The sequence below is a fragment of the Tenacibaculum sp. M341 genome, from assembly GCF_004337695.1.
Lineage (GTDB): Bacteria > Bacteroidota > Bacteroidia > Flavobacteriales > Flavobacteriaceae > Polaribacter.
In genome coordinates this window covers 1-21,911 of record NZ_SJXJ01000019.1, presented here as the reverse complement: position 1 = coordinate 21,911, position 21,911 = coordinate 1, and the positions used below count along the sequence as shown (strand labels likewise).

At 30.5% G+C, this 21,911-nt stretch carries 17 protein-coding genes; 10 read left to right on the top strand and 7 right to left on the bottom strand.

The window, feature by feature from the left end:
* The 7 genes from EYW44_RS17520 to EYW44_RS17490 form a co-directional block, all read left to right on the top strand.
* Positions 1-3,810 (top strand): T9SS type B sorting domain-containing protein (locus EYW44_RS17520; protein WP_165872261.1); only part of this gene is annotated, 3,810 nt, incomplete at its 5' end.
* Between the two features lie 8 nt (positions 3,811-3,818).
* Positions 3,819-4,763, top strand: a complete 945-nt coding sequence (locus tag EYW44_RS17515) for a PorP/SprF family type IX secretion system membrane protein (protein ID WP_132725630.1) — start codon at positions 3,819-3,821, stop codon at positions 4,761-4,763.
* Positions 4,764-4,832: 69 nt separating this feature from the next.
* A complete protein-coding gene (gene rluF, locus EYW44_RS17510; protein ID WP_132725627.1) occupies positions 4,833-5,651 on the top strand; it encodes a 23S rRNA pseudouridine(2604) synthase RluF in 819 nt (272 codons plus the stop codon).
* Between the two features lie 67 nt (positions 5,652-5,718).
* A complete protein-coding gene (tgt, locus tag EYW44_RS17505; protein WP_132725625.1) occupies positions 5,719-6,849 on the top strand; it encodes a tRNA guanosine(34) transglycosylase Tgt in 1,131 nt (376 codons plus the stop codon).
* 1 nt (position 6,850) lies between these two features.
* The gene (locus EYW44_RS17500) at positions 6,851-7,930 is read left to right on the top strand and encodes an LptF/LptG family permease (protein WP_132725622.1); all 1,080 of its coding nucleotides are present in this window, start codon (positions 6,851-6,853) and stop codon (positions 7,928-7,930) included.
* A complete protein-coding gene (locus tag EYW44_RS17495; protein ID WP_132725619.1) occupies positions 7,917-8,813 on the top strand; it encodes a DMT family transporter in 897 nt (298 codons plus the stop codon). Before EYW44_RS17500 ends, EYW44_RS17495 begins: the two co-directional genes overlap by 14 nt.
* 49 nt (positions 8,814-8,862) lie before the next feature.
* Positions 8,863-9,819 (top strand): acetyl-CoA carboxylase carboxyltransferase subunit alpha, encoded by a 957-nt coding sequence (locus EYW44_RS17490; RefSeq protein WP_132725616.1) that lies wholly within the window; start codon positions 8,863-8,865, stop codon positions 9,817-9,819.
* 100 nt (positions 9,820-9,919) lie between these two features.
* Here the strand turns inward: EYW44_RS17490 and EYW44_RS17485 are convergent, their stop codons facing one another.
* Positions 9,920-12,421, bottom strand: coding sequence for a DUF5916 domain-containing protein (locus EYW44_RS17485; RefSeq protein WP_132725614.1), 2,502 nt, complete (start codon positions 12,419-12,421; stop codon positions 9,920-9,922).
* 282 nt (positions 12,422-12,703) lie between these two features.
* On the opposite strand from EYW44_RS17485, the gene sucC reads away from it, so the two are divergent.
* From sucC to EYW44_RS17470, 3 genes are all read left to right on the top strand, one after another.
* The gene (sucC, locus tag EYW44_RS17480; protein WP_132725611.1) at positions 12,704-13,900 is read left to right on the top strand and encodes an ADP-forming succinate--CoA ligase subunit beta; all 1,197 of its coding nucleotides are present in this window, start codon (positions 12,704-12,706) and stop codon (positions 13,898-13,900) included.
* A gap of 379 nt (positions 13,901-14,279) precedes the next feature.
* Positions 14,280-14,621 carry a hypothetical protein gene (locus tag EYW44_RS17475; RefSeq protein WP_132725608.1) on the top strand — a complete coding sequence of 114 codons (342 nt, stop codon included), beginning with the start codon at positions 14,280-14,282 and terminating at the stop codon, positions 14,619-14,621.
* A gap of 279 nt (positions 14,622-14,900) precedes the next feature.
* Complete coding sequence (locus tag EYW44_RS17470) at positions 14,901-15,104, top strand: hypothetical protein (protein ID WP_132725606.1); 204 nt, start codon at positions 14,901-14,903, stop codon at positions 15,102-15,104.
* Between the two features lie 73 nt (positions 15,105-15,177).
* On the opposite strand, the gene EYW44_RS17465 is transcribed toward EYW44_RS17470, so the two are convergent.
* The 6 genes from EYW44_RS17465 to uvrB all read right to left on the bottom strand — a co-directional run bounded on the left by EYW44_RS17465 (position 15,178) and on the right by uvrB (position 21,733).
* Positions 15,178-15,624, bottom strand: coding sequence for a hypothetical protein (locus EYW44_RS17465; protein WP_132725603.1), 447 nt, complete (start codon positions 15,622-15,624; stop codon positions 15,178-15,180).
* A gap of 35 nt (positions 15,625-15,659) precedes the next feature.
* On the bottom strand, positions 15,660-16,508 hold the full coding sequence (locus tag EYW44_RS17460; protein ID WP_132725600.1) for a hypothetical protein: 849 nt from the start codon (positions 16,506-16,508) through the stop codon (positions 15,660-15,662).
* A gap of 35 nt (positions 16,509-16,543) precedes the next feature.
* Complete coding sequence (locus EYW44_RS17455) at positions 16,544-17,224, bottom strand: hypothetical protein (RefSeq protein WP_132725598.1); 681 nt, start codon at positions 17,222-17,224, stop codon at positions 16,544-16,546.
* A gap of 18 nt (positions 17,225-17,242) precedes the next feature.
* Positions 17,243-18,415, bottom strand: a complete 1,173-nt coding sequence (locus EYW44_RS17450; protein WP_243643692.1) for an MFS transporter — start codon at positions 18,413-18,415, stop codon at positions 17,243-17,245.
* A gap of 164 nt (positions 18,416-18,579) precedes the next feature.
* A complete protein-coding gene (locus EYW44_RS17445) occupies positions 18,580-19,557 on the bottom strand; it encodes a PorP/SprF family type IX secretion system membrane protein (RefSeq protein WP_132725593.1) in 978 nt (325 codons plus the stop codon).
* A 184-nt stretch (positions 19,558-19,741) separates the two neighbouring features.
* Positions 19,742-21,733: an excinuclease ABC subunit UvrB gene (gene uvrB, locus EYW44_RS17440; RefSeq protein ID WP_132725590.1), complete on the bottom strand. Its 1,992-nt coding sequence runs from the start codon at positions 21,731-21,733 to the stop codon at positions 19,742-19,744.
* Positions 21,734-21,911: the final 178 nt, after the last annotated feature.

The following is a 21,911-nucleotide window of genomic DNA, read 5'->3' as shown; positions in this document are numbered from 1 at the left end:
CAGATAGATCCAAACAATGTATTTGTAGGTTTATCAGCAGGAGATTATATAGTTCAGGTAGAAGATAGTAATGGCTGTGGAGCAGTAGCAACACAACCAGCAACAATAAATGAAGATTTAGATTTTGTAGTAACACCGTTAAGTATTTTATCTTGTTCTGCAGGACCAGAATATGAAATAAGCGTAGTTACAGGATCAGGTAATTACAGTTATGAGGTTATACCACCAGCAGGAAGTACAGGTACTTTCCCAACGGGTAATATAACAGGAACAGGAACTGTAACGACTACATTTACTTTATTACAAACGACTCCTTTAGGAACTTACACAGTAAGATTGACTGATATAGGATCAGGAAGTTGTATTGTAGAGAAAACAATAGATGTTGTAGCACCAATCGATCCAGCATTTGCTCATAGAGTAGTAGATGCAACTTGTAGCGGTAGTGCAACAGGAAGAATAGAGTTAACAGTTAATCAAGGTTTAACACCGTTTACATATACTTTAACACCAGCATTACCAGCAGGTCAAGGAGTTTGGGATGCAGGAAGTAGTGCCTTTATTAATGTACCAGCAGGTAATTACACTGTAAGAGTTACAGGATCAAATGATTGTTTTGCTGAAGTACCAGGTATTATAGTTGATGATAACGATCCATTAACAGTATCTGCACCAATACCAGCTCAATTTGGATGTAGTTCAGGTACAAATGTTATGAATAATGCAAGTTTAACTATTAATATAGCTACAGGAATTACAGATGGTAGTGGTACATATCCTACAGTTGAATTGTATAATGATAATGGAACACCAACAAATTTAGCTGATGATATTGCTATAACAGCATTGACAGTTACAGGTGATGATTATACATTTACAATTACAGATCCAGCAGGAGGTAATTATTATGTAAGAGTACTTGATAGTGATGGTTGTGAAGAAGTTTCAACTTCAGTACAAATAGATGCTTTTGATGAATTACAAAGCATTTCAGTAACACCAAACGATCCAATTAGTTGTACTAATGGAGGAGAACTTGTTAATGTAACATTTGTTTCAAGTGCAGCTGTTACTGGAGCAGAAGTTATCATTAGTAATACAACAGGAATTATTGAAAACATCACGGGAGTAGATAGTGGAGCTGTTGTTGTAAATACCACTCGTTTACCAGTAGGTGTATACACAATAAGTGTTGTTCATCCAGTAACAGGGTGTGAGTTAGAGACTGTTTATGAAGTTGAAGATTTAGACGATCACTTAATTACGATTGCTCAAACTGCACCAGTAGACTGTGTTGGTTCAGATACAGCAGCAGTAAGTATTGTGTTTGATTCAGGTACGCCTTATGCAGGAGCTTATACCTATACAGTATATGATACAACTACAAGTGCACCAGTTGTTCCTGCGATTACAGGAAATGGAACTTCAGGAAATACACCTCTTACTATTGGAGGATTATCTGCAGGGCAATATTATGTTGAAGTTATTATGACAGATTTCCCTGAGTGTACTAGAAGAACAGCTGACATAGTAATTGATGAGCCAACATCTGCTTTAGATTTCACTTTAGATATTAATTTAATCAATTGTGTAACTAGTGATAGTGGTGAAATACAAATCAATGCAACCGGAGGTTGGGGTGGTTATGAGTATATGTTAGTAAACAATACAACTTCAACAACGGTTCAAGCTTATTCAAGTAATTCAGTAATAAGAGATTTAGTAGTTGGAGATTATACTGTAACAGTTAGAGATGCTAATGGATGTGAGAATTCACAAAATCTGATATTATCTGATCCAGCAGCATTCGTAGGTGTAGCTTCAGTAATTAATCCAATTTTATGTCAAGGTGACGAAACAGGAGCGGTAAGATTAGATATAACAGCAGGAGGTCAAGGATTACCAACACCAACGTACTTCTATACTATTAGAGAAGATGTAGCAGGTAGTTCAGAATCAGCTAGACAATCATCTAATGTGTTTAGCGATTTAAGAGCAGGAGATTATGTGATTACTGTTTATGATGAATTCAGTTGTTTTGAAACTTTTGATATAACAGTTAACGAACCAGCAGAGACACAAGCGACAGGAGCTATTACAGGAATTATAACGTGTACAAGTCCTAATGCTACAATAGAAATATCAGGTACAGGAGGTACAGGAACTTATGAGTATTTATATAGTAATGATGGTGGAGTAACGTTAATGACATCTCCAACAAATACTATATCTGTAACAGCAGGAGATTATTCAGTTTACGTTAGAGATACAGATGGATGTCTTTCAGATCCGTTCTTAATCACAATTGATCCATTAGAACCATTGATGGTTAGTTTAGATACTTCTTTAGGTTTCATAACTTGTACAGGAGATGGTAATGCTGTATTATCAGCAACAGCTACTGGAGGTTTAGGTAACTATTCATATGAATTATTAGATGCTTCAGGATCTGCAGTTGCAGGACCTCAATCAGATAACACATTTGGAAATGTAGGACCAGGTACTTATAGTATACGAGTTACAAGTTTAGATTGTATTGAGACTACAACGTCATTTGTAGTAGTAGATCCACCGTTATTAGAAGCAGTTGGAGTAGCTACAGATATTAGTTGTAATGGAGATACTGATGGAAGCATTACTGTAAATGCAACAGGAGGTACAGGAACTTATGTATATGAGATAGATCTTCAGCCAGGAAGATTCCAAACTGAAAATGTATTTAACAATTTACCAGCAGGTACTTATTCTATAACAGTTCAAGATGGAAATGGATGTTTTGAAATTATTGATGTAACAATTATTGAACCACCATTATTACAAGCTAGTATAGATCCAAGTTCTATACAACAACAAATTTGTAGTGATGATCCAGGACCTTCATTTACTGTAGATATTGTAGGAGGAACAGCACCATATACCTTAGAATTAAGTGATGGTACTTCGGTAACATTATCACCATCGGAAACAAGTTATACGTTTACTGGTTTAACTGCAGGTCAAGCTTACGCAGTAAGAGTAGAAGATGCAAGAAGATGTGCGTTACCTAATGTTTTAAGAATTCAGTTTGATGAATCAGCTGATTTACAGTTTACTCATGAGTTGACATACGAATGTGACGGAACTGCCGTTATAACAGGTACGGTAGCAGATCAATACCAAGATCAAGTTATTTATACATTAACAGGTCCAGAGAATGATACAAATGATACAGGAATATTTAATGTTTCTACTGTTGGTATTTATACTTTAGAAGTAGAAGAAGTTAAAGCGTCTGGAGCACCTGGTTGTATTAAAGTGATCAATAACATTGAAGTTGAAGAAGTATTACCAATTCAGGTTACTATTGATGATACACAAATAAATACATTAATAGTGAATGCAACTGGAGGTATACCGCCATATGAATACAGTATTGATGGAAGTGCATTTACTTCTGACAATGAATTTATAATTAGTGAATCAAGAGAATATACAATCACTGTTAGAGATTCTAGAGGATGTGAGGAAGTAATTACTTTCGAAGGAGTATTCATTACAATTGAAGTACCAAATCTATTTACACCAAATGGAGATGGGCAACAAGATTATTGGTATCCAATAGATGTACAAAACTATCACGAATTAAAAGTATTTGTTTACGATAGATATGGTAGACTATTAGGAACTTTTGAAGGAATACAACAAGGTTGGGACGGTACATACCAAGGAAAACCATTACCATCAGGAGATTACTGGTATACTTTAGAGTTCAGAGAAATAACAGGTGAAGAGATGAGAAGAATGGGTCATTTCACATTATATAGATATTAAATAAGCAAATGAATAAATTTTTATTAACAGTATTATTATTTATTGTAATTCGAGTTTCTAGTCAAGAAAACGATTTGCCTCAGTATATTAACCATATGGCAGATAATCCGTTTTTAATTTCTCCTGCTTACGCTGGAATTGGATCAGGATTACAAATACGATTAAATGGAGTTAGTCAATGGTTGGGAGTAAAAGATGCTCCCGACACGCAATCGGTAACTGTTGAAGCTAGATTAGCAGAACGTTTTGGAGGTGGATTAACATTGTTTAATGATAGTAATGGATTTACAAGGCAGCAAGGAGGAAGGTTATCTCTTGCTAGTCATTTAATATTAAGTGATGTTTACGATAGTTTCTTTTCGTTTGGTATTAGTTATAGTTTTATTCAGTTTTCACAAGACACAAGTCAGAATAACACACCTGAATTAGGTGCTGTTAGTAGAACTCAAGGAAACTCTAATTTTGATATTAGTATGTTGTATCGTTTTGGACGATTTGCAATTAGTGGAAACTTAGTAAACTTATTAAATAGAAAAGTAATTCAGTTTGGTTCTGATGAGCCTGAAGTATTACGTAGATATTCGGTTTACACGAATTATAACTTCAGAATAAATAGAGATACAGAATTTGAACCTTCTGCTTTCGTTGAATATTTTGAAGCAAGTTCTAGATCTAGAACCGATTTAAATGTAAAGTTGCGTAAAAGGATAAGAGACGGTTATTTTTGGGGAGGTTTAAGTTATACTTTCTTAAATGATCAGTTTTTTACACCAAACGCTATTGCACCTTTATTTGGAGTAAAAAAGAATAAGTTTTACGTTTCTTATGGTTTCAGTATAACAACAAACGAAATTATTGGATTTAATAATGGAACACATATGGTTACTTTAGGTTTTGATTATGATAGAAGACCTAGTTTAGCTAGATGTACGAGAAAGATGATGATGTTCTAAATCATTTCTTATATAAATTATCAATCCTCAAGTGTAAACTTGAGGATTTTTTCATTTAATTTTGTTGCAATGAAAGCAAATAATCAAGATTCTATTAATCTTAACAAATTTATTAGTAGTACAGGAATATGTTCCAGGAGAGAAGCTGAAAAGCTAATTGTTGAAGGAAGAGTTACGATTAACGGTAAACCAACTCAATTAGGAAATAGGGTTTTTGAAGGAGATATTGTAAAAGTTGATGGTAAAGCTCTTAAGCAAAAACCAAAAACAATTTACATAGCATTAAATAAACCCGTAGGTATTGTTTGTACAACCGATAGCAAAGAGAAAAAGAATATTGTAAAATTTGTAGGACACCCGCAAAGATTGTTTCCAATTGGAAGATTAGATAAACCTTCTGAAGGGCTTATTTTTTTGACCAATGACGGAGATATTGTAAATAAAATTTTACGTGCAGGAAATAATCATGAGAAAGAATATATAGTTTCTGTTGATAAAAAAATTACAGATAGATTTATTACTAGAATGGGAAATGGAATTCCTATTTTAGGAACTGTGACTAAAAAATGTAAAGTAGCTCAAATAAATGAGAATACTTTTAAAATTATTTTAACACAGGGATTAAATCGTCAAATTAGAAGAATGTGTGAGTATTTAGGGTACAATGTAACTAAGTTAAAGCGTACTCGAATTATGAACGTATCGTTAGGGAATTTGAAAAGGGGAGAATGGAGAGAACTCACCGATACTGAGATGACAAAGATTAATGAATTGGTTAAAGTATCTGTAAAAACAGAAGAAGCTTCTGTAGAAAAATCACCAAAAAAAAAAAATAACAAACCTAAAAGTAATTTTAAGTCTAAGTTTGGAAGACAAAGAAGAAAATAAGATTTAATAAGAAACTTTTAACTTTCTAAACATTAACATTTAACTTACATATGTATCTTTGCGTTCTATGCAGTTTGATTTAAAAAATAAAGACCCGAAAAGTAAAGCTAGGGCAGGAGTTATTACTACTGACCATGGTACTATAGAAACTCCTATTTTTATGCCAGTAGGAACGGTAGCTTCTGTAAAAGGAGTTCACCAATCTGAATTAAAAGATGAAATTAATCCTGATATTATTTTAGGAAATACATATCATTTATACTTACGACCAAAGACAAAGATTCTTGAAGAAGCAGGAGGGTTGCATAAGTTTATGAATTGGGATAGAAATATTTTAACTGATAGTGGAGGGTACCAAGTTTATTCTTTATCAGGAAGAAGAAAAATTAATGAAGAAGGAGTAAAGTTTAAAAGTCATATTGACGGATCTACTCATTTTTTTACACCAGAAAATGTGATGGAGATTCAGCGTTCTATTGGTGCTGATATTATTATGGCTTTTGATGAATGTACACCATATCCGTGTGATTATAATTATGCAAAGAATTCTATGCATATGACGCACCGTTGGTTAAAACGTTGTATAAATCACTTAGAGAAAACTCCTTTAAAGTATGATTATAATCAAACATTTTTTCCAATAGTTCAGGGTAGTACTTATACAGATTTAAGAAAACAATCAGCAGAATTTATAGCTTCAGTAGGAGCAGAAGGAAACGCAATTGGTGGACTTTCTGTAGGAGAACCAGCAGAAGAAATGTATGCAATGGCAGATGTTGTGTGTAGCATTTTACCTGAAGATAAACCAAGATATTTGATGGGAGTAGGAACTCCAATTAATATTTTAGAAAACATTGCTTTAGGTGTAGATATGTTTGATTGCGTAATGCCAACCAGAAATGCAAGAAACGGAATGTTATTTACAGCTCATGGAACCATTAATATTAAAAATAAAAAATGGGAAAATGATTTTTCAGCAATAGATGATATGGGAATAACGTTTGTAGATACCTTGTATTCGAAAGCATATTTAAGACATTTGTTTGCTTCTAAAGAATTATTAGGTAAGCAAATTGCATCTATTCATAACTTAGGATTTTACTTATGGTTAGTAAGAGAAGCGAGAAAGCATATTATTGAAGGAGATTTTGCAGTATGGAAAGATAAAATGGTGAAACAAATGAGTAATCGTTTATAGTTTGAGAATATTAGATTGGTACATACTTAAAAAGTATTTAAAAACTTTTTTATTTACGCTTTTAATATTAATACCAATTGCGGTAGCAATTGATATTTCTGAGAAAATAGATAAATTTTTAAGACATGAGAATTTAACCTTTTTTGAGGTAGCAAATGATCATTACAAGAATTTTATTATCTACTACGCTAATACATTTATGCCTTTGGCATTATTTATTGCTGTAATTATTTTTACTTCGAGATTAGCAAATAATACAGAAATAGTTGCGATTAATAGTTCACAAATTTCATTTACAAGATTTTTGTATCCATATTTTATAGGAGCGACTATTGTAACAGTAGTGGCTTTAGCAATGAATCATTTTGTGGTGCCTAACAGTAGTAAAGTTAGAAAAGAATTTGAAGCTAAATATTTAACCAAGAAAAAATATAAAGATAAAGTTGTTAAAGATTTTAGTTTACAGCTAAATGACAGTACCTATATTTTTATTCAAAACTTTGATTTAGAACGTAATTCAGGATATAACTTTTCAACAGAAACTTACAGTGGTTTAAAATTAAAGTATAAACTAGAGGCTGATAATATTCGTTGGAAAGATTCCTTTTTTAAGTTATTGAATTGGAGAGAACGTAAAATATTTAAAAATAGAGATAGTATTTTAGCAGGTAACTCTCTAGATACTGTATTTGCGTTTACCCCTAAAGATTTTAATTACAAATCAACCATAGCACAAGAAATGCCTTCAGATGAATTGTCTGATTTTATTGATTTATCTAGAAAAAGAGGTGTTAAAAACCTAAATGCTTATTTGGTTGAACTCTATAAAAGAACAAGTTTACCTTTAGCGTGTTACATATTAACATTCATAGCCGTTGCATTAGCATATCGTAAAAGAAGGGGAGGAATAGGAGTTAATTTAGCTTTTGGTATTGGAGTAATGTTTATATATGTATTCTTTTTAAAAGTAGCGGAAGTATTAGGTGCAGTAGCTGGAGCAAATTCATTTTTAAGTGTGTGGATGCCAAACTTAGTTTTTGGTAGTTATGCAGTTTATCTCTATTTTAATGCAAAAAGTTAAGTTAAAAAATTATCTACTATTACATTTTATAGTTTTTATTTGGGGGTTCACAGCAATTTTAGGAGCCTTAATTTCTATAGATGCTATTCCTTTGGTTTGGTATAGAATGTTAATTGCAGTAGCATGTATTGTTGTTTATTTTTTAATTAAAAAGAAATCTTTTAAAATAACCTCAAAAGCAGCACTTTCTTTTTTTATTTCTGGACTCATAATAGCTGTACATTGGATTACTTTTTTTAAAGCAATTAAAGTTTCAAATGTATCTGTAGCATTAGTTACAATGAGTACCGGAGCTTTTTTTGCCTCTTTAATTGAACCGTTTTTTTTTAAGAGGAAAATAAATTTAGTAGAAATGATACTAGGATCATTGGTGATTTTAGGTTTGTACATCATTTTTAATTTTGAAAGTGATTATACAATGGGGATAATTTATGCATTGATTTCTGCTTTCTTATCGGCTTTATTCGCTGTTTTAAATGGTTTATATATAAAAAAATACGAAGCAGATACAATTTCATTATATCAATTACTTTTTGGAGTTCTTGGAATTACAGTTTTTTTAGCAGCTACAGGACAGTTTACACCATCATTTTTTGTGTTAAAGGCTTCAGATTGGGTGTATTTAACTATTTTAGGAAGTATATGCACAGCTTATGCTTTTATAGTATCTGTAAAAGTGATGAAATATTTGAGTCCGTATACAGTAATGTTAACCATAAATTTAGAGCCTATTTATGCTATTGTGTTGGCTCTCATAATATTTAAAGAAAAGGAGCAAATGAATACTACGTTCTATTTTGGAGCTTTTATAGTACTGTTTGTAGTTCTTTTAAACGGTTTACTTAAAAATTCTTCAAAAATTAAAAAGAAATTACAACGATAATTTAGTATGTTTGCTTTAACAAACAACAAAGAAAATCAAACTTTAAGCAATGGAATATTTAAATTTTGAAATGCCAATTAAAGAATTGGAAGATCAGTTGGCAAAATGTGTTGAGATTGGAAAAGAAAGTGAGATAGATGTAACTGAGACATGTAGCAAGATAGAAAAGAAGCTAGAAAAAGCGAAAAAAGATATTTATAAAAACTTAACGCCATGGCAGCGAGTACAATTATCTCGTCATCCGAATAGACCATATACACTTGACTATATAAAAGCTCTTTGTGGAGATACTTTTATGGAGTTACATGGTGATAGAAATGTGAGCGATGATAAGGCTATGATTGGTGGTTTAGGTAAAATTGGAGACCAATCATTTATGTTTATTGGTCAACAAAAAGGTTTTAACACTAAAACACGTCAGTACCGTAACTTTGGTATGGCAAACCCAGAAGGATACCGTAAAGCTTTGCGTCTAATGAAAATGGCTGAAAAGTTCGGAATTCCTGTAGTAACTTTTGTAGATACTCCTGGAGCTTATCCTGGTTTAGAGGCTGAAGAAAGAGGACAAGGAGAGGCAATTGCTCGTAATATTCTTGAAATGACTCGTCTTAAAACTCAAATAATAACTATTGTTATTGGTGAAGGAGCATCTGGAGGTGCTATTGGAATTGGTGTTGGAGATAGAGTATACATGATGGAAAATACTTGGTATACTGTAATTTCACCTGAATCTTGTTCTTCTATTTTATGGCGTAGTTGGGAGTTTAAAGAGCAAGCAGCTGAAGCTTTAAAATTGACAAGTGAAGATATGAAAAAGCTAAAGTTAATTGATGGCATCATTAAAGAACCAGTAGGAGGAGCGCATGCAGACAGAGAAGGTGCTTTTGACATTGTTAGAAAGCAAATATTAAAAGCTTTTGATGAAGTTAAAGACTTAGATGAAGCTACTTTAATAGCTGAAAGAATGGATAAGTATGCTAATATGGGAGTATACAAAGAAAAATAGGATAGTAAAGTTTACTGTTGAAGTTTAAACTTTATATCGGAAAATAAAAAAAGCTGAAGTTAAATATAACTTCAGCTTTTTTTATTTAATAAACTAGCTTTTAAAATATGTTTTTTAAATCGTTGTAATCAATGAAATATACAAATCTTAAAGAGAATGTATGCGTCATAGATTCATCAAATAATCTGTTGATATTATCTGAAAAATTAATGGTTGCTGGGGCAAAGTCTGAATTCGGATTTATAGAATTTCTGTAAAAAGCAATCAGTTGACTTCCAGGAGCAAATTGCCACACATAATTTAAGTCTAAATTCCAACTATTAAAGTTTCTATCATAATTATCTTTATAACTTGTAGGTAATAATGAACCGTTATTTTGATCAAGAGTAAAGAAGTCTTCTTTATAAGGTACTTTACTCCAGTTATGTCTAAATGATAATGATAAAGAAGAATTTGTATTAAAACTATACTTTCCAGATAACGAGTTTTCATAAGTGCTTCTATCTCTTTCACCAAAAATGATATCGTCATCAACAGCGTCCACATATCCTAAATCGTTATCAACTTGATCATAATTAAAAGAATAGGTTAGAGAGAATTGATTATTAAATCTATAACGAGGACTCAATCTAAAACCATAAGCACTTTTATCGATTCCTTTAAATGTACTGTAATACCAGTTATAATCTAAAGCTAATTTTTTTCTATAGTCAGTAGAAGCCCAGTGATTTAAATTTATTCTTGTTGGTCTTTCAAAGAAAACCCCAGAAGTACTTCCCTGTCTTGGTTCAAAAAAGTCTTTAGTTTTTGTTCTAATATTTAAATTACCACCAAAGCTAAAGCGATTTTTAGTATTTGACCAAAATGATAAGCCAGTGCTTGTACCTGTGTAAATACCCGATAAATGTTGAAAGTTTACATTATACCACCAATTCACTCCAAAATCATTGAAAATACCAACAGGCTTTAATTGTCTAAATCCTGTAAATCCATAAATTGTTTGTTCATTGTTGCTAAAAAGAATACCAAAATCATTAGGATTAAAATCTTTACTTTCAAAATTATAACCTACTTCCCAACGCCATTTTCCAGATTGTTTACCAATACTTGTATCAAAACTGTAACCTGGAGTGTCATTATCTACATCATCAGAAATATGCGTAGTTCTAAAACCACCATCAATATTATAATTACTAGCTTTATCTTCAATATGCCATAAAAGACCTGTTGCATTTGCATCTCTAAATCTTCCATCTCTTGTTACATTTGTATTGATTAAAGTAATGGCAGAATTTTGATTAAACTGTTTATCAACTACTAAAATATTATAGTTTGTAAATGGCTCTGTAACTACTTTATATTGAGTTTTATCAGAAGTGATATTTCCTCCAGTTTGAATTTCTTCTGTTCTTTCAATAGTAGCTTCTGTTTTTTCAGTAATAGCGTTAAAAAATCCAATTCCTAAACCATCTTTAGTTCGTCCAGAAATTTTTACAGCATTTAACATTTGTACTTTTGAAGGAGAATTAATGATTTTTTCTGTAATTTTTCTGCCTGCTATGAAATCATCATCATTAGTTAAGTTATCTTCAACATTAAATTGATCTGAAGGAGAACCACCAATTCTTCTAGAGTAAAATAAATTACCTTTTGAAAAGAGTTCAGTTCCTTCTGTAAAAAACTGACGTTGTTCAGTAAATTGCTGTTCAAAAGGACCAAGATTAAGTACAACATTATCAAAACCAACCTGACTAAAATCAGGGATAAGAGTAGCATCTAAAGTAAAGTTTTCAGATAAACCGTATTTAATATCCATTCCAGCACTCCAATCAACAATTGTATGGTCATTTTCAGTAATGCTGATGGTTGAAGCATATGGGTAAAAGCTCAATCGAGTAGGAGGAGATATATTTTTAAAGTTTTCAACTAAACCATCGTATTGAGTCCATCTACCAACACCATTATCAATATAGTTCCAGGTATATCTTGCATTTACATTACGAATTTCTCTATGAAAATTCATACCCCAAGATTGTACAGGAGCGTTTGCAAAACGTAAAGCTCTGTAAGGAATTCTTAATTCAGCAGCCCATCCATATTCAGTTATTTTAGCATCACTTTTCCATACAGCACTCCAATTATAATCTTCATTGTTTCCATTCGAAACTTTAGAATCTAATTGCACACCAGAGGCTGTTACAATAAACATAACAGGATTTTGGCCATCATCAATCGGATTTATCATGATCATAAAAAAGTCAGAATTACCAAAATTATCTCTGTTGGTAAATTCAGCAGGAATTTTATCAGGATTAGGATCGTACATTTTGGCTGCTATATAAATAGCATTATCGTCGTAAATAAGTTTTACTTCTGTTTTATAATCATTCATTTCTTTTTTTCCATTATCTGGTCTAAATTGAATGAAATCGTTAGCAACAGGTACATTTTTCCATACATCATCAGTAAGATTAGCATCTATTTTAGGAGCTTTGGTAACCCTTGTAGCATTTATTTTTTTTCGGTTTTGATTTACTTGTGCTTTGACTATAAAACTATTTAATAATATAGTAAGGAAAACAATGAATGTGATGTTTTTCATTTAGATAGTTATTGTTTGTTTTTTCATAATTAAGAAAGATTAACAACATAAATTTATTTACATTATTAATTAACTTACAATTAACCTAAAGACCAACAAAAAAAAGGATCGTTACATATTACAGAGAAAAAATATTGATTTTTTAGAGTTTAGATATAATTTGTGAATTAAATAATAGAAAACAGAGAGAAGTAAAGATGCATCATGATTTTTTAATACAATAAAAGCATAAAAGTTTAGATTGAATTTGTATTTTTGTTCGACTTTAAAAATTCATATCGAATGAACTTACACGAATATCAAGGTAAAGAAATATTAAGTAGTTTTGGCGTTCGCACACAACGTGGTATTGTGGCAAGTACACCAGAAGAAGCAGTTGAGGCTGCAAAAAAGTTAACTGAAGAAACAGGAACTGGTTGGCACGTAATAAAAGCTCAAATTCACGCAGGTGGTCGTGGTAAAGGAGGAGGAGTTAAGTTAGCTAAAAACTTAGATGAAGTAAAGAGCATTTCTAATGATATTATTGGAATGATGTTAATTACACCACAAACTCCAGCTGAAGGAAAGTTAGTAAACCAAGTTTTAGTTGCTGAAGATGTGTATTATCCAGGAGATAGTGAGCCAAAAGAATTTTACATGTCTGTTTTATTAAACCGTGCTACTGGTAGAAATATGATTATGTATTCTACTGAAGGAGGTATGGATATTGAAACAGTTGCAGAAGAAACTCCACATTTAATTTTTACAGAAGAAATAGATCCTGCTACAGGTTTATTACCATTCCAAGCTCGTAAAGTAGCTTTTAACTTAGGTTTAAGCGGAGGAGCATTGAAAGAAATGGTAAAGTTTGTAACAGCTTTATATACAGCATACATTAAGTCTGATTCATCTATGTTTGAAATTAACCCAGTGTTAAAAACATCTGATGATAAAATTATGGCTGTTGATGCTAAAGTAACTTTAGACGAAAATGCATTATTCCGTCACAAAGATTATGCAGCTATGCGTGATTTACGTGAAGAGAATGCAATTGAAGTAGAGGCTAAGGCTGCTGGTTTAAACTATGTAGATTTAGATGGAAATGTTGGTTGTATGGTAAACGGTGCTGGTTTAGCAATGGGTACTATGGACTTAATTAAGCAAGCAGGTGGAGATCCAGCAAACTTCTTAGATGTTGGTGGTACTGCTGATGCACAACGTGTTGAAACTGCATTTGGTATTATTTTAAAAGATCCTAATGTAAAAGCTATCTTAGTTAACATTTTTGGAGGAATTGTACGTTGTGATCGTGTTGCACAAGGTGTTGTAGACGCATACAAAAACATGGGAGACAAAATTAATGTACCTATCATTTGTCGTTTACAAGGAACAAACGCTGTAGAAGCTAAAGAATTAATTGATAATAGTGGAATGGAAATTATCTCAGCTACTGAGTTCCAAGAAGCTGCAGATAAAGTTGGTGAAGTTTTAAAAGCTTAATCAATGTAAATTAATTCTTAATTAAATATAAAAAAACCTCACTTTTAATAAGTGAGGTTTTTTTATTGCATATCAATCAATGATTTACTTTAATTAAGTGTTGATATTATAACATAAATAATGATTACTTATGAATATTTTAGTTTTTATTAAAGTGTTGTTTTTTAGTTGTTTAACTAAATGTTAATTACTCATACAGATTATACTGAATCTGATAACTTATACTTTATTTTTTTATAAGAAATAGGTAACATACTAAATGAATTTGTGATGTAAATTTGCAGTGGTTTGCAAATCAATATAATAGAACCGTATTAAAAGAATTAAGAACACAAATTTAATTAACCATTACCCCGAAATTAAAAAACCATTATTAATTATGAAACCTATCAAATTATTCTTAGTAACTATTTTATTCGCTTCAACTACAATTTTTGCTTCAAACACAAATCCAGCTAAAAATGTAGATAATGTAGAAACTGCAGAGGTTTATAAATTATTAAAGAATCCAAACTTTATTATTGAAAAAGACATGGCTTTAAAAGTTAAGTTTACTGTCAACAATAATAATGAAATAGTTGTATTACAAGTTGAGTCTAAAGAGTTAAGTTCAGTAGTAGAAGGATACATTAAGTATAGATTAAACTACAAGAGATTATCTCAAAAATTAAAAAAAGCTCAGGTTTATACTTTACCAGTAAGATTAGTAGCTTCTAGATAAGTTTAAATATCATTTTATAAAATAAAAGACATCTAATTTTTTAGATGTCTTTTTTGTTGTTATTAGACTTTATTAAATATTGTTTTAAACACTTTTGAATATTTATAGTGCGATTATACATGTTAGATTGTTTACTCTTTTATTCTTTGTTAATATTGAATAAAAGCACTTAATAGCAATATATTTCCCTGCTTTTTAAAATATTTTTCGCGAAGGATAGACATACACCTTGAGTGTCTTTAAAAAATCGAGGATTTAACCAAAACTAAATCTTAAATTATGAAAAAAACAATTTTACATCTCGGAGAGTCATTACCAAGAGAAGCACAAAAGCAAATTAAAGGAGGTAATCGTTATTACGGTAATGATTGTAATGCTTATAATGGACCTACATTTTATGGAAGAGGAGATTGTGATGTATTTAATAGTTTACCTTTTGAGCATCAAATTTGTGTAGATGTTCATCCGTCTTGCCTTCAATAAATATTAAATAAAACTTTGAATACACTTTATGATAAACGCCTAATTTATTAGGCGTTTTCTCTTGTGATTTTATTTATTTAATAGCAAGTAGGCTAATAGTTCGTTTATTAAAATGGTATTCTATTTCTTCAAAAGCTTTATTTTGTATGATTTCCATTTCTTTGTTTTCTATAGTAAAGCTTACTTCTGTTATCCAAGTATTTGAAACATTAGAAAAATCAGATTCAATTCTTGTTTGATCAGCATCTATTTCTATTTCATATTCATCGGTAAGTAATATTATTTTAGCTTTTTGGGTAACAGTTAAATCTACTCTACTAAGTATTGTGGCGTTCATAAATAGATAACCGTTTAATTCTTGGAACTCAACCCAAATTTGTCCTTGTTTAGATTCTGCAATTTTTACTCCTGAAACATTTTTTATTCGTTCTTCTGTATAAGTATCTACATGGATTCTTTTCATAGCTTTCATGTTTCCTAAAGCTGCTAAAATTTCATCTTTCTTTCTAAAAATATTCATGTGAAATTGAAGTTTATAGTTGGTTTATTATTTTGTTATTGCCTTTTAAAATGAATATATTTTTCTCCGCAATCATATAGTTTTACATAATAATTCATGGCATTACCATAGTTTTGAATCGTAATTTCATCAGGGGTGAAATAACAATCTACTCCCATAGTTCGCTTTCCAATTTGTTTTAGTCTTTCGAATTCCTTTTCTTTTTCAGGATCTTCTTCTGGTAATTCAATATCAAAGTAATCTTCAGCATATTCTATGTTCGTAAGATTAATATAAAACTCATTTACATCTCTATAAAAATTTACTTTACCAGTTATATTACGTTTGTTAGACTTATACCCGTAAGAATATTCTCCTTTAGATTTAGAAAAAGTGAGTAGTAAATCACAATATTCATTAAAATACTTACCCTCAATAGTGTTAGGTAATGGAGCTATTTGTTGTGTTGTTTTTTGCAATACTATAGGATATTCTTTGTTTGAAGTAGCATTGATCCACTTACCAGTGATTTGTGAGTTAGCTATTTTACCTTTAATTACAGCAGTAGTATCTTTTTTGTAATTCAGTTCATAGATGGTTAAATTATCTTCTTTAATGTTTCCTATAATTTGAATATCAATACCAGTTTTTCTGTAAAAATAAAAACCAGTTAAATTTCCATTGTTATTACTGATGTGAAAGTATACATCTAGATTTTTACCGATTTTACCATTGTAATTTATTGCTTGCTTTTCTTTATTTATTGAAGTTTTAGCTTCAACTGTTTCAATTTTTATATTTTCTTTTGTATTAATTTCAGGTTTATCAATTTCACTTTTTTGCTTTTTTTGAATACAAGAAGTGTAAATTAATATTATTAGTAAAAAATAGGATTTATTTTTCATGTTTTAGTGGTATAAATAATGGTTGATTCTTAGTCTTATTCACTAATATTATTAGTAAATAAAAATTCTTTTTCATTTATTTTTAAGTCAACTTTCGTTTGTTCGGCTGATCTTAAATACAGCATCATAGAGTTAATGATACGATCCTTATTAGTGTCTTTTTTTATAATTTTAGCCTTGTGTAATACACCCAAAGTTTTCTTACTAGTAATATCACTATTATTTATTAAAACAATATTGTAACTGTTTTTATTAAATCCTATGATAGAAGATATATATGGGGTTAAAAGCTCTTCTCCTTCTTTAAAAATAGGGTTGTATAACTCGTAGTATTGGTCTACTGGGATTTTTTTATCAGTAATTAATTGATGATAATCTGCAAAATACAATTTACTATCAATTTCAGTAGGTTCATAGCCGAGCATTAAGAAAGAGTTTTCGGTAGCATTATCTCGATGAAATTTAGTAGTATTTTGTTGATTGAATCTACCAAGCCAATAGTAGTCTAAAGTTTCGTTAAATACATCATTACATTTTTTAGAAAGTCCTTTTTTTAAAGCAACCATAGAGGCTCTTAAATATTCGGATGTTATCAATTCGTTAAAAGAAATTACAACAAAACCATTTTCAGAATAATTGGTTCTAAAAACCTGGGAAAAAACAGTGTCAATAATATCATCTGTAATTTCAGATTTAATTTTTAAAAAATATTTCATAGAATTTCAATTCAGCTTTTAAGATTTATTCTTTCTTTTCAGAGCTATAAGCCCTAAAACGGGACCGATAGCCAATATAGTTAAAATAATACTTGAATTTGTAATTGTTTGTAGTTGATTGATAAGCTGTAGGCTTATAATTGAAATAAAAAAACCAATAGAAGTTACAATTGTTAAAGCAGTTCCTTTTAATTCTACAGGAGCATTTTGAGCTACTAAAGTAGAAAATAGGGGAGAGTCTGCAATAACTACGATTCCCCAAAAAAGTAAAAAACTAACAAATAAAACTTGAGAATTAATGGCGAAAAATATAGGAGAGATTATACAGCAAATACAAGAGAATAACAGTGCATAAAAAGCTATTGTTTTATTACTTAACCTTTGTGCTAAAAAACCAGCTAAAATACAAGATAAGCCTCCAATACCTATAATTAAAAAACATAAAAGAGAGGTGTTGAATGATGTCATAGGATAATTTTCTTGATACATTTTAATCATAACAGGAACAAAAGCCCAAAAAGTATATAGTTCCCACATGTGAGCAAAATAACCAAATGAAAAAGCTCTAAAATCTTTCTTTTTGAAAATCGTTTTAATAGCAGATAACTGTAATTTTTGACTAGCTTTTCTGTATGGACCATCTGGAATTAATAAAAGCATTAAAATACCACCTAAAGCTGCTAATACAGAAGTTGTATAAATAACAAATTCCCATGGAAGTGTTCCTTTTATATTTTTTAATAAATGCGGAAAGGCTGTACCTAATACTAACGCACCAACTAAAAAGCCAAGAGACTTTCCGAGTCCTTTTTCAAAATAATCAGAGGCTATTTTCATTCCTACTGGATAAATTCCAGCTAAAAAGAATCCAGTGAAGAAACGAAGTGTAATAATGCTGATAAATGTGTTGTTTTTCAATATAATTCCTATGTTACATAGTGCTCCAAGTATTGCACAAACAAAGAATACTTTTGAAGGAGAATATCTATCAGCAATTGATAGTAAAGCAAAAAGTAAAGTTCCTGTAATAAATCCAAACTGAACAGAGGAAGTTATATGTCCCAGCGCATTTGTATCAAGGTTAAAAACTTGAATTAAATCAGAAATAACACCATTACCCGCAAACCAAAGAGAAGTACATAGAAACTGAGAAACTACAATTATTATTAGTATAAAATTTAGTTTTTTCATGTATATTTTGAAGTTAAATAGAACAAAGCTATAGGAAAAAATAAAACATAAAAATACCGATTTAAGTCAAAACTCAAGTAATTGTCTTTAACAGATATATTATTTTGTTAAGGTAAAAGTGTTTTGTTCTGATTTTAAGTCAAAATGTTAAAATTGCAAAAAAATTAAAACAATCTTCCAGAAATATTAGGACAAGCAGTTAATCCACTTCTTCTGCATAATAAATCTATACCTAAAGTAATTTGATGGAAACCAGCATCAGTAAATAATATGTCTCCATATTGTTTTGTATAGGTGTAGGAAGCCATAAACTTGTTAAAGTTAATTCCTACAATAGGAGATAGGTATTGAGCATTTCTAAATGAGTTACTTTCAAAAGAAGACCTATATGAAAGAGCTGCCCAAATCTGTGATTTTTCTAAATTTCTATAAGCTTTAATATTTACATCCATTATCTTCTCTTGCGTTTGCTCTTTAAATTGAAACATAAAAGAAGGCTCGAATTGTAGTTTTTTGTTATTCCTAAAAAAATAACCTGCATTTATAACATAATTTCTTAGATCTAATGTGTTAAATCCTGATCTTAAGTTTTGTTGTACTGACAGAAAAATATTTTTGATAGTAAAATAACTGAAAAAATCTTTGTAATGATATCCAATACCAAAGTCCGCATTTACATAAAAATCACTTTCTATAATTTGTTGAACTTGAGGATCTCCAGCAAAGGTTCTTTGATCTACTTCATTAACAACAGTTGATAAGGATAAACCAAAAGAAAATTGATTAAAAGTACTTCCCTTGCTTAAGTTTAAATGATATGCGTAGGTACCTTGTATTGCTTTTTGAGAATGAAAACCATTTTTATCATTAAATAAAACGACTCCATATGCCGAGTCTGAATATTCATTTGGTCTTGCGTGAAAGCTTAATGTTTGTAATTCAGGAGCATTTTCAACACCTGCCCATTGAGTTCTAGCTGTTAAACGAATTTTTCCGCAACTTCCTATTCCGGCAGCAGCAGGATGTATTAAAAACACATTATCAGATAAGTAATCTTGATAAATAGGTAGTGTTTCTTGAGCGTAAGAAACTATAGTAAAAAAATAGAGTAAAAGATTTCCTTTTTTAAGCAGCCCCCTCATTTTATGTTCATGTTTTTATGTAAAAATAAATTTTCTTCTTCTGGCAATCACACAATAAAACAAAAGTAAAAAAATTATATTAAACCACTAATATTGCGAAATATTATATAATGATTCTTAAAACTTTATAAGATTTAACTTAAAATTAGAACTATTTAACAATATTAGAGGATTGAGCAGGTTTTTAACTCAAATGTTCTTTTAACGCATTGATTTCATCACGTAATTGTGCAGCAACCATAAAATCAAGTGCTTTAGCAGCCGTTTCCATTTCTTTACGTTTTTCTCTAATACGTTTTTCTATTTCTTCTTTAGGTAAATATTCTAAATCTTGCTCAGCAGCTTTTTGAGTTGCATTATCATATTGATAAGCTGTTGTTGCTTTTTTAGAAAGCGTATCATCTATTTTTTTATTGATTTGCTTTGGTGTAATACCAAACTTAGTGTTATAGTTTACTTGCTTTTCTCTTCGTCTACTAGTTTCATCAATAGTTTGTTGCATACTTTTGGTAATTTTATCAGCATACATAATTGCTTTACCATTTACATTTCGTGCAGCTCTTCCAACTGTTTGGGTAAGTGATCTATGCGATCTTAAAAAACCTTCTTTATCAGCGTCTAAAATAGCAACTAATGAAACTTCAGGTAAATCCAAACCTTCTCTTAATAAGTTAACTCCAATTAAAACATCAAATAAACCTTTACGAAGATCTTGCATTATTTCTACACGTTCTAAGGTATCAACATCAGAGTGAATATACCTACAACGAACTTGAATTCTAGTCAAATATTTGGCTAGTTCTTCTGCCATTCTTTTCGTTAATGTAGTAACTAATGTACGTTCATCTTTTTCAACCCTAATTTGAATTTCTTCAATTAAATCATCAATTTGATTTAAACTCGGACGCACTTCAATTTCAGGGTCTAATAATCCAGTAGGTCTTATTACTTGTTCTACAAATACTCCTTCTGTTTTTTCTAATTCATAGTCAGCAGGAGTCGCACTTACATATAATACCTGATTTTGCAATGCTTCAAACTCCTCAAATTTAAGAGGTCTGTTATCCATAGCAGCAGGTAATCTAAATCCGTATTCAACTAAATTTTCTTTTCTACTTCTATCTCCACCATACATTGCGTGAACTTGTGGTACTGTAACATGACTTTCATCAATAACCATTAAATAGTCTTCTGGAAAATAGTCTAACAAGCAGAAAGGTCTTGTACCAGCTTCTCTACCATCTAAATAACGAGAATAATTCTCAATACCAGAACAGTATCCAAGTTCACGAATCATTTCCAAATCGAATTCAGTTCGTTCTTTTAGTCTTTTAGCTTCTAAATGTTTTCCTATTTCATTGAAATAATCAAACTGCTTCATTAAATCGTCTTGAATTTGATGGATAGCAGTTTGTAAAACATCAGGAGAGGTAACAAATAAGTTGGCTGGATAAATGTTTAGATTTTCAAATTCTTCAACAATTTGATTGTTTTCAATATCAAAAGCTTCTATTTCTTCAATTTCATCACCAAAAAAATGGACTTTATATCCATTATCACCATAAGAAGGGTAAATGGTAACAACATCACCTTTAACTTTAAACGTACCACTTTTTATTTCAACTTCAGATCTAGCATACAAACTAGTAACTAATTGATGTAAAAATTTAGTACGTGTAATTTGTTGCCCAACTTCAATTTGAATTACATTCTTTTTAAATTCTATTGGATTTCCAATACCATACAAACAAGAGACAGAGGCAACTACTAATACATCTCTTCTTCCTGATAAAAGCGATGAAGAGGTGCTAATTCTAAGTCTTTCTATTTCATCATTAATAGATAAGTCTTTTTCAATGTAAGTACCAGTTACAGGAATGTATGCTTCAGGTTGATAGTAATCATAATAGGAAACAAAATATTCAACAGCATTATTCGGAAAAAATTGTTTAAACTCAGAGTATAATTGAGCAGCTAATGTTTTATTATGCGCTAATACAAGAGTAGGTCTGTTAACTGTAGCTACAACATTTGCTACACTAAACGTTTTACCTGAGCCTGTAACACCTAATAAAGTTTGATATTTTTCATTTTCTTCAATTCCATTTACTAATTGATTGATAGCACTGGGTTGATCTCCTGTTGGCTTAAATTCTGATACTAGTTGAAAATCCATTTAACAAAAATAAGGATAGTTTTCTCAGTGAACAATGATCAGTTAATAGTTATCTGTTATTGAAGTCATCTTGACTTTTCAATTTTATGAAATTTCTTTAATCCGATTACAATAAATGCTAGGAAATTAAAGCCTTTCCAACTAGTAATTGTGGTGTCAAATCTATTCAATAAAGAAC